7 protein-coding genes are annotated in these 9627 nt (G+C 71.1%); 6 read left to right on the top strand and 1 reads right to left on the bottom strand.

Annotated elements, in window-relative coordinates; translation table 11 throughout:
- Positions 1–37: 37 nt before the first annotated feature.
- Complete coding sequence (locus ACR9ZG_RS16065; protein WP_481285856.1) at positions 38–1039, bottom strand: LacI family DNA-binding transcriptional regulator; 1002 nt, start codon at positions 1037–1039, stop codon at positions 38–40.
- Between the two features lie 175 nt (positions 1040–1214).
- Here ACR9ZG_RS16065 and ACR9ZG_RS16070 point away from each other — a divergent pair, with 175 nt between their 5' ends.
- From ACR9ZG_RS16070 to ACR9ZG_RS16095, 6 genes are all read left to right on the top strand, one after another.
- Positions 1215–2501, top strand: coding sequence for an ABC transporter substrate-binding protein (locus tag ACR9ZG_RS16070; RefSeq protein ID WP_481285857.1), 1287 nt, complete (start codon positions 1215–1217; stop codon positions 2499–2501).
- Between the two features lie 7 nt (positions 2502–2508).
- Positions 2509–3534, top strand: coding sequence for a carbohydrate ABC transporter permease (locus tag ACR9ZG_RS16075; protein ID WP_481285858.1), 1026 nt, complete (start codon positions 2509–2511; stop codon positions 3532–3534).
- A complete protein-coding gene (locus tag ACR9ZG_RS16080; RefSeq protein ID WP_481285859.1) occupies positions 3531–4400 on the top strand; it encodes a carbohydrate ABC transporter permease in 870 nt (289 codons plus the stop codon). The genes ACR9ZG_RS16075 and ACR9ZG_RS16080 overlap by 4 nt, the downstream gene beginning before the upstream one ends.
- A gap of 70 nt (positions 4401–4470) precedes the next feature.
- The gene (locus tag ACR9ZG_RS16085) at positions 4471–6813 is read left to right on the top strand and encodes a beta-xylosidase/alpha-l-arabinosidase (protein ID WP_481285860.1); all 2343 of its coding nucleotides are present in this window, start codon (positions 4471–4473) and stop codon (positions 6811–6813) included.
- A 49-nt stretch (positions 6814–6862) separates the two neighbouring features.
- The gene (gene xylA / locus ACR9ZG_RS16090) at positions 6863–8053 is read left to right on the top strand and encodes a xylose isomerase (protein ID WP_481285861.1); all 1191 of its coding nucleotides are present in this window, start codon (positions 6863–6865) and stop codon (positions 8051–8053) included.
- A 97-nt stretch (positions 8054–8150) separates the two neighbouring features.
- Positions 8151–9578: a xylulokinase gene (locus ACR9ZG_RS16095; RefSeq protein ID WP_481285862.1), complete on the top strand. Its 1428-nt coding sequence runs from the start codon at positions 8151–8153 to the stop codon at positions 9576–9578.
- Positions 9579–9627 lie beyond the last annotated feature (49 nt).

Here is a 9627-nt window from a genome sequence, read left to right on the forward strand (position 1 = left end):
GTGCCAAGTCGTTTGCCGGCTCAGGCGGGTCAGTCGGTCAGGCGGCCGGCGGCGCCGTCGTGCCCCGGCGCACCAGGCGGGTCGGGAGGCGCAGGTGCGTCCGCTCCGGCTCCCCGCCGTTCAGCAGCGACACCACCAGCTCGGCGGCGGCCGATCCGAGCCGCTGCATGGGCTGCCGGACCGTCGTCAGCGGGGGCGTCGACTGCGACGCCTCCGGCACGTCGTCGAAGCCGACGACCGAGAGCTCGCCAGGCACGTCCAGGCCCAGCTCGGTCGCGACCTCGATCACGGCGATGGCCGAGATGTCGTTGGCCGCGAACACCGCGGTCGGCCGGTCGGACCGGATCAGGAGGCGGTGGGCGGCCTCCCGCACGGTGTCCTGCTCGTAGCGCCCCACCGCCACCAGCGACGGGTCGAAAGGGATCCCCGCCTCGCCCAGCGCCCGCCGGTACCCGGCGTCGCGCAGGCTGGACGAGCGGAGGTCGGGCCGGCCCGCGACGAACGCGATGCGGCGGTGCCCGAGCGAGAGGAGGTGCTCGGTGGCGATGCGAGCGCCGCCGAAGCTGTCCGACTCCACTGTCGGGAGGTCGGCGGGTCCGGTGTGCGGGTCGATCGCGACGATCGGCACCTCGGCCGACACGTTCACGACGGTCGGCGTGACCATGATCACGCCGTCGATGAGGGTGCCGCTCAGCCGGCTGAGCGAGCGTCGCTCCCAGCCCTCCGGCGAGAGCTGGCGCGAACCGCTGTAGGCGAGGAGGTCGTAGCGCGACTCGTGCAGGGCGGCGCCGACGCCCTTCAGGATCTCGGCGCTGAACGGCTCGAAGTCGGCCACCAGCACGCCGATCACCCCGGTCTGCCTGGCGCGCATGCTGCTCGCGACGAGGCTCGACTCGTAGCCGAGCTCCTGCACGACGTGCAGCACCCGCTCCACCGTCTCGACCGCGACGCCGTACCGTCCGTTGACGGCTTTGGAGACCGTCGCGACCGATACACCGGCTGCGAGAGCCACATCGTTGATCGTCGGCCGCCGTCCCATGTCGGCCGAGCATAGTGCAGAAAGAGACGATTCGAAACCGATTTCGAAAACGATATCGAAAACGTTTGACACTCCGCAGGACGCGAACGATAGTTGTCAGCGTCCTGAACCCTGGCGCCCCGGCAGCCCTGCCGATCGCGGCGCCCCTCAACGAAGAGAAACGGTTGGAAATCACATGAGAACCAGCAGACTCCTGACCGGGGCGGCAGCCCTTGCGATCGGGGCGCTCGCGCTCAGCGGGTGCAGTGGGAACTCCGAGGGATCGAGCGACGGCAAGGTCTCGATGACGCTCTGGCAGAACTCGACCACCGGACCTGGCCAGGACTTCTGGAAGCAGGCCGTGGCCGACTTCGAGAAGGAGAACCCGAAGGTCAGCATCAAGATCCAGACCATCCAGAACGAGGATCTGGACGGCAAGCTGCAGACGGCGCTCAACTCCGGCGACGCCCCCGACATCTTCCTGCAGCGCGGTGGCGGCAAGATGGCGGCCATGGTCAACGCCGGCCAGCTGATGGACCTGACCGGCAAGGCGAACGCCGACACCAAGAAGGTCATCTCCGAGGGCTCGTTCAAGGCGGAGACCTACCAGGACAAGGTCTGGGCGTTCCCCATCGCCGTGCTTCCGGGCGGGTTCTTCTACAGCCAGGACCTCTTCAAGTCGGCCGGCATCACCGAGAACCCGACGACCATCGACGAGCTGACGGCCGCCACCGAGAAGCTGAAGGCCACCGGGGTCGCCCCGATCGCCCTCGGCGCCAAGGACGCCTGGCCGGCCGCGCACTGGTTCTACTGGTTCGCGCTCCGCGAGTGCTCCCCCTCCACGATGGAGAAGACCGCCGACTCGAAGGACTTCTCGGACGGCTGCTGGCTGAAGGCGGCGGAGGACCTCCAGGAGTTCGCGTCGACCAAGCCCTTCAACGACGGCTTCCTCACCACCTCCGCCCAGCAGGGCGCCGGCAGCTCGGCCGGCCTCGTCGCCAACCACAAGGCGGCGATGGAGCTCATGGGCGCGTGGGACCCGGGCGTGATCGGCTCGCTGACCCCCGACCAGAAGCCGCTGCCCGACCTGGGCTTCTTCCCCTTCCCCGAGATCTCGGGCGGCAAGGGTGAGCCCGGCTCCATCATGGGCGGCGTCGACGGCTACTCCTGCTCGGCCCAGGCCCCGAAGGAGTGCGTCGACTTCCTCAACTTCCTCGCCACCACCCCGCAGCAGGAGGCCTACTACAAGGCCTTCAACGCCCCGCCGGTCAACACCGAGGCGCAGGCGAAGGTCACCGAGCCCTACCTGAAGGACGTCCTGAAGGCGTACAACGCGGCGCCGTTCGTCTCGCAGTGGCTCGACACCGTGCTGGGTCAGAACGTCGGCAACGCGCTGAACGTGGCCGTGGTCGACATGCTCGCGGGCAAGAGCGACCCGAAGCAGATGATCCAGGCGGCCAACGACGCAGCGAAGAAGGGCTGATCAGGTCGTGAGCACCACCCGCGAGAACACGGCCACCGGCCGCCCGTCGCAGACGGGTCTCGCGCACCAGGGCGGGAGCGGCGCCACGGCGTCGCTCCCGTCCCGGCAGCGCCGGGCCCGACGGGGGCCCGGCCGGCCCGGCCGCTTCGAGATCGCCCTCCTGGTCGGCCCGGCCGTCATCGTCTTCCTCGGCTTCGTGATCTTCCCGGTCGCGATGGCCGCCTTCTACGGCTTCTACCGCTGGGGCGGCTACGGCCCGCCGACCGACTTCGTCGGCTTCCAGAATTACGTCGTCATCCTCACCGATCCCGCTTTCCAGGCGGCCCTCGGCCACAACGCCTTCATCGTGGTCATGTCGCTGGTGCTGCAGGGTCCTGCGGCGATCCTTCTGGCGCTCCTGCTGAACCGGCGGATGCGCGGACAGTCGCTGATCCGCGTCCTCATCTTCGTGCCGTACGTGATCGCGGAGGTCGTGGTCGGCACCGGCTGGAGCCTCATGCTCCAGACCCAGGGCGCCGTCAACGGGCTGCTGGAGAACATCGGCCTCGGCGCCTGGCAGCAGGACTGGCTGTCCGACCCGGACATCGCCATCTGGACGCTGATGATCATCCTGACCTGGAAGTACATCGGCTTCGCGGTCATCCTGTTCCTCGCCGGCCTGCAGGGCATCCCGGAGGAGCTGTACGAGGCGGCCGCGCTCGACGGCGCGTCGTATTGGCAGATCCAGCGCCGCATCGCCCTGCCGCTGCTCGGGCCGACGTTCCGCATCTGGGCGTTCCTGTCGATCATCGGCGCCCTCCAGCTGTTCGACCTCGTCTACATCATCTGGGGCCAGTACGTCGCATCGACGGCCGGCACCTCCACGATGGCGACGTACATGGTCGCCAACGGTCGCAATGCCGGCAACTTCGGCTACGGCAACGCGGTCGCCGTCGTGATCTTCCTCATCTCCCTCGTCGTCGCGCTCGTGTACCAGCGGTTCGTGCTGCGCCGCGACACGGCGGGGGCGCTCACCGAAAGGACGAAGCGATGACCGCCCTCACCGCCTCCCGCCCTCGCACGCGCCGCTCCGAGGCGAAGGCGCTGCCGTGGGGCTCCCCCACCGTCTACTTCGTCGCGCTCATCGTGATCGCGCTGATGCTGGCGCCGATCGTGTACATCGTCCTCGGCGGCTTCCGCACCAACGCGCAGATCACCACCGACCCGGCCGGCTTCCCCGACCCGTGGAACGTCGCCAACTACCTCGACGTGCTCACCGGCGGCGTCTTCTGGCGCCAGGTGCTCAACTCCACGATCGTCGCCCTCGCGACCACGATCGGCGCGGTCGGGCTCGGCCTCATGGCGAGCTATGTGCTGGCGCGCTACCAGTTCCGCGGCCGAGGCGTGCTGTACGCCTTGTTCGCCGCGGGCCTCATGTTCCCCATCACCGTGGCGATCACCCCGCTGTACATTGTGGTGCGCAACCTCGGCCTGATGAATTCGCTCGGCGGAGTCATCCTGCCGCAGATCGCGTTCGCGCTGCCGACGACGATCATCATCCTGGTGCCGTTCCTGCGCGCGATCCCGGACGAGATCCAGGAGGCGGCCTTCATCGACGGCTGCAGCCGCCTGGGCTTCTTCTTCCGGATGGTGCTGCGGCTGTCGCTCCCCGGCGTCATCACGACCGGCATCCTGGCCTTCATCGGCAGCTGGAACAGCTACCTGCTGCCGCTGTTCATCCTCAACAACGAGGCGACGTTCACCCTGCCGCTCGGCGTGCAGGCGTTCTCGTCGCAGTACTCCGTCGACACGGCGAAGGTGCTGGCGTTCACGTCGCTCTCGATGATCCCGGCGCTGATCTTCTTCAGCCTGTTCGAACGCCGCATCGTCGGCGGCCTGACCGGCGCTGTCAAGGGCTGACCCCCACGCGGGCCGACCGCCCGCCGTCTCGCGGTGCTCCCGTGCGCCGCCGAAAGAAGTGAGAACCTCCATGACCGAACCTGTTCCCGTCTCCGAGCGCGTGCGCGCTTTGCACGAGCGGATGACCCTCGACGAGAAGCTCGCGCAGCTGGTCGGCTACTGGGTCGACAAGGGCGACGAGCTGGTCGCGCCGATGGCCGGCGAGATGGGGAATCCCGGTCGCTACGAGGACGCGACCGCGCACGGCATCGGCCAGCTCACCCGCGTCTACGGCACGCGCCCGGTCGACCCGGCCGCGCGTGCGGAGTGGCTGTGGGAGGAGCAGCGCCGTCTGGTGCGCGACACCCGTCTCGGCATCCCGGCTCTCGTGCACGAGGAGTGCCTGACCGGGCTCGCCGCCTGGAAGGCCGCGACGTTCCCGACGCCGCTCGCCTGGGGTGCGTCGTTCGACCCCGTGCTCGTGGAGCGGATGGCCGGGCTGATCGGCGGCTCGATGCGCGAGCTGGGCATCCACCAGGGTCTCGCCCCGGTGCTCGACGTGATCCGCGACCCCCGCTGGGGCCGTGTGGACGAGTGCATCGCCGAGGACCCGTACGTCGTCGGCACCATCGGGACCTCGTACGTGAAGGGGCTGCAGGGCGCGGGTGTCCACGCCACGCTCAAGCACTTCGTCGGCTACTCGGCCTCGCAGTCCGGCCGCAACCACGCGCCGGTCCACGCCGGGCCGCGCGAGGTGCGCGACGTGCTGCTCCAGCCGTTCGAGCTGGCGGTGCGCGAGGGCGGCGTGCGGTCGGTGATGAACTCGTATGCCGAGCTCGACGGGGTGCCGCTCGCAGCCTCCCCCGAATACCTGACCGGCGTGCTGCGCGACGAGTGGGGCTTCGACGGGGTGGTCGTCGCCGACTACTTCGCCGTCGCGTTCCTGCACACGACCCACGGGGTCGCGGCCGACCTCGGCGAGGCGGCGGCGCTCGCGCTGAACGCCGGCGTCGACGTCGAGCTGCCGACCGGCGACGCGTTCCTCGAGCCGCTGGCCTCCCGCATCCGCGCCGGGCTGGCCGACGAGGGGCTGGTCGACCGGGCGGTCCTGCGCGTGCTCGCCCAGAAGGAGGAGCTCGGGCTGCTCGACGAGACGTTCGACGCCCCTCCCGCCGCGATCGACCTCGACACCGCCGAGCACCGGGAGGTCGCCCTGCGGCTGGCCGAGGAGTCGCTCGTGCTGCTCACCAACGACGGGCTGCTCCCGTTCGGCGGCGCCGCGGGCGTCTCGGACGGCCGCGAGGAGGCCCCGCGCCGCATCGCCGTGGTCGGTCCGAACGCCGACTCCTCCGAGGCGCTCATGGGCTGCTACTCGTTCGCCAACCACGTGCTCGCCCACCACCCGGAGGTCCCGCTCGGCATCGAGCTGCCCTCGGTGCTGACGGCGCTGCGCGACGAGCTGCCCGGCGCCGCCATCGCGCACGCCCTCGGCTGCGATGTCGAGGGCGACGACGAGTCCGGGATCGAGGAGGCCGAGGCCGCCGCGCGCGGCGCCGACGTCGCCGTCGTGGTCGTCGGCGACCGGGCGGGGCTGTTCGGCCGCGGCACGGTCGGCGAGGGCAACGACGTCGAGAGCCTCGAGCTCCCTGGCGTGCAGCGGCGGCTGGTGGAGGCCGTGGTCGCCACCGGCACGCCCGTCGTGATGGTCGTGCTCTCTGGCCGGCCGTACGCGATCGACTGGGCCGTGTCCGGTCCCGCGGCCCCGGCCGCGGTGCTGCAGGCCTTCTTCCCGGGAGAGGAGGGCGGGCGCGCCATCGCCGCCGTCCTCTCCGGCCGGGTCTCCCCCTCCGGACACCTGCCGGTGTCGCTGCCGCGCTCGGCCGGCGCACAGCCGTACTCGTACCTCCACCCGTTCCTGGGCGGGCCGAACGAGATCACGAGCGCCGACAGCACGCCCGTGCTGCCGTTCGGCCACGGCCTGACCTACACCTCGTTCACCCGGTCCGAGCTCAGCGCCGATGCGGAGGTCGCCGCCGGAGGGACGTTCGAGGCGTCCGTCCGCGTCGCCAACACCGGCGAGCGCGCCGGCACCGATGTGGTGCAGCTGTACGCGCACGATGTGCACGCGAGCGTGACCCGGCCGGTCGCGCAGCTGCTGGGTTACCAGCGGGTCGACCTCGAACCGGGCGAGGAGGTCGTGGTGCGGTTCTCCGTGCCGACCACCCGTCTGGCCTTCAGCGGCCGCGACCTGCGCCGGGTCGTCGAGGCCGGCGAGGTGGAGCTGTGGGTCGGCCCGTCCTGCGCCGAGCGCGAGACGACGACCTCCCTGACGATCACCGGACCGGACCACGCGGTCACGGCCGCCGACCGGCTGCTGGTGGACTCCACCGTGGATCGGGCTACGGTCGGGGTCGCGGCGGCGGCCGCCTCCTGATATAAGTTTATTGAGACAACAAATCACCGACGACGCTGAAGGACACTCCATGAGCCTCACCCCCACCCGCGACGACAAGTTCTCGTTCGGTCTCTGGACCATCGGGTACAACGGCACCGACCCGTTCGGCGGCCCGACCCGCCCGCAGCTCGACGTGGTCGAGGCGGTCACCAAGCTGAACGAGCTCGGGGCCTACGGCCTCACCTTCCACGACGACGACCTGTTCGCCTTCGGCTCCACCGACGCCGAGCGCCAGAAGCAGATCGACCGCCTCAAGCAGGCCCTCGCCGACACCGGCATCATCGTGCCGATGGTCACGACCAACCTGTTCAGCGCGCCCGTCTTCAAGGACGGCGGCTTCACCTCCAACGACCGCGCCGTGCGCCGCTTCGCGCTGCGCAAGGTGCTCCGCAACATCGACCTCGCCGCCGAGCTCGGCGCGAAGACGTTCGTCATGTGGGGCGGCCGCGAAGGCGCCGAGTACGACGCCGCGAAGGACATCCGCAACGCGCTGGAGCGCTACCGCGAGGCGGTCAACCTGCTCGGCCAGTACGTCACCGACAAGGGCTACGACATCCGCTTCGCCATCGAGCCGAAGCCGAACGAGCCGCGCGGCGACATCCTGCTGCCGACGGTCGGCCACGCCCTCGCCTTCATCGAGTCGCTGGAGCGGCCGGAGCTGGTGGGCGTGAACCCCGAGGTCGGCCACGAGCAGATGGCGGGCCTCAACTTCGCGGCCGGCATCGCCCAGGCGCTGTACCACGGCAAGCTCTACCACATCGACCTCAACGGGCAGCGCGGCATCAAGTACGACCAGGACCTCGTCTTCGGTCACGGCGACCTGCAGAACGCCTTCGCCCTCGTCGACCTGCTCGAGAACGGCGGCCCGAACGGCGGCCCGGCCTACGACGGCCCGCGCCACTTCGACTACAAGCCGTCGCGCACCGAGGACATCACCGGCGTGTGGGACTCGGCCGCTGCCAACATGCGCACCTACCTGCTGCTCAAGGAGCGGGCGGCTGCGTTCCGGGCCGACCCCGAGGTGCAGGAGGCGCTGGAGGCCGCCCGCGTCACCCAGCTCGCGCAGCCGACGCTGGGCGATGGCGAGTCGTACGACGACCTGCTGGCCGACCGCAGCGCCTACGAGGAGTTCGACGCCGGCGCGTACTTCGGCGGCAAGGGCTTCGGCTTCGTGCGCCTGCAGCAGCTGGCCCTCGAGCACCTCCTGAACGCCCGCTAGTCCCCTCTCTCCATCCGCCGAAGGGCGTCGTTCTGCCGTTATTCCGCTCGGATTCCGGCAGAACGGCGCCCTTCGCCGAACGTTAGGACACGAAGACGTGACACTCGTCGCCGGCGTCGACTCCTCGACGCAGAGCTGCAAGGTGGTCATCCGCGATCTCGAGAGCGGCGTGCTCGTGCGCTCGGGTCGGGCCGCCCATCCCGAGGGCACCGAGGTCGACCCGGCCGCCTGGTGGGAGGCGCTGCGCATCGCCCTCGAGGCCGCCGGCGGTCTCGCCGACGTGGCCGCGATCTCCGTCGCCGGGCAGCAGCACGGCATGGTGGTGCTCGACGCGGAGGGGCGCGTGATCCGCGACGCCCTCCTCTGGAACGACACCCGCTCGGCGGCGGCGGCCCGCGACCTGATCGCCGAGGTCGGCGCCGATGCCTACGCCGAGCGCGTCGGCATCGTGCCGGTCGCCTCGTTCACGGCGACCAAGCTGCGCTGGCTGCGGGATGCCGAGCCCGCCAATGCGGCGCGCGTCGCGGCGGTCGCGCTCCCCCACGACTGGCTGACCTGGAGGCTGTGCGGCTACGGCCCCGCCGACGAGAGCCTGCTCGGCCCGGACCTGGAGGCGCTGACCACCGACCGCTCCGACGCCAGCGGTACCGCGTACTGGGGTGCGGCGACCGGCGCCTACGACTTCGACCTGTTCGAGCGCGCGCTCGGGCGGCCCGGCCGCGAGGCGGGGTCCGAGCCTGCCGCGGGTGCGGCCGCCGATGCCGTCGTGCTCCCCCGGGTCCTCGGCCCGGGCGAGGCAGCCGGCCGCACTCCCGACGGCGTGCTCGTCGGCCCCGGTGCCGGCGACAACGCGGGCGCCGCGCTCGGGCTCGGCGCCGCCGAAGGCGACGTCGTCGTCTCGATCGGGACGAGCGGCACCGTGTTCGCGGTCACCGACGCGCCCGTCGCCGACCCGAGCGGCACGGTCGCCGGATTCGCCGACGCGAGCGGCGTCTCCCTGCCCCTGATCGCCACGCTCAACGCCGCACGCGTGCTGGATGCGATCGCCCGCCTGCTCGGGGTCGACCACGACGGCCTGTCGTCGCTGGCGCTGTCCGCGGCCCCTGGCGCCGACGGCGTGGTTCTGGTGCCGTACTTCGAGGGCGAGCGCACACCCAACCTGCCCGATGCGAAGGCGAGCATCCACGGCCTCACCCTCGCCTCGACCGTCCCGGCCAACCTAGCGCGCGCGGCGATCGAGGGGATGCTGTGCGGCCTCGCCGACGGCCTCGACGCGGTACGCGCCGTCGGCGTGCGCGAGCGGCGCATCCTGCTGATCGGCGGAGCGGCCCAGAACCCGGCTGTCGCCGCGGTCGCCGCGCAGGTCTTCGACGCCGAGGTCGTCGTGCCCGCCCCCGGCGAGTACGTCGCCGACGGCGGCGCTGTGCAGGCGGCGTGGGCGCTGACCGGCACCCGCCCCTCCTGGACGGTGGAGGCCGCACCGCCCCTGCCGCGGGACAAGCCCCCGGAGATACGCGCCCACTAAGCCGCAGCCCGCCCCTGACCTGCATCCCGCCACCCCCACCCCCCACCCC

This window comes from Leifsonia sp. KNZ12-8B, from assembly GCF_056755495.1.